The 203-nt window shown below is 38.9% G+C and carries 1 protein-coding gene; it reads left to right on the forward strand.

Annotation, left to right across the window (positions count from 1 at the left end; all coding sequences use genetic code 11):
* Nucleotides 1–85 precede the first annotated feature (85 nt).
* A partial coding sequence (gene tnpB, locus FAY32_RS15100; RefSeq protein WP_191988204.1) for an IS66 family insertion sequence element accessory protein TnpB occupies nt 86–203 on the forward strand: 118 nt, incomplete at its 3' end.

Raw genomic sequence — 203 nt, forward strand, 5'->3', positions numbered from 1 at the left:
AATATTGGCAAAAATAAGTCCGTGATTATTTACAACAAGGCCAATGGTTATATCGTTGACGCCCTCTTTAAGGCGGTGTTCAACGATGCTCATTGATTCTACTAGAGTTAGACAAGTATTCATTGTTTGTGGAAAGACTGACTTACGGCGTGGAATTGATGGTTTAGCGGATATTGTTCAAGAGCAGTTTGAATTAGATCCGT

Source organism: Levilactobacillus enshiensis (genome assembly GCF_007115095.1).
GTDB classification, from domain to species: domain Bacteria; phylum Bacillota; class Bacilli; order Lactobacillales; family Lactobacillaceae; genus Levilactobacillus; species Levilactobacillus enshiensis.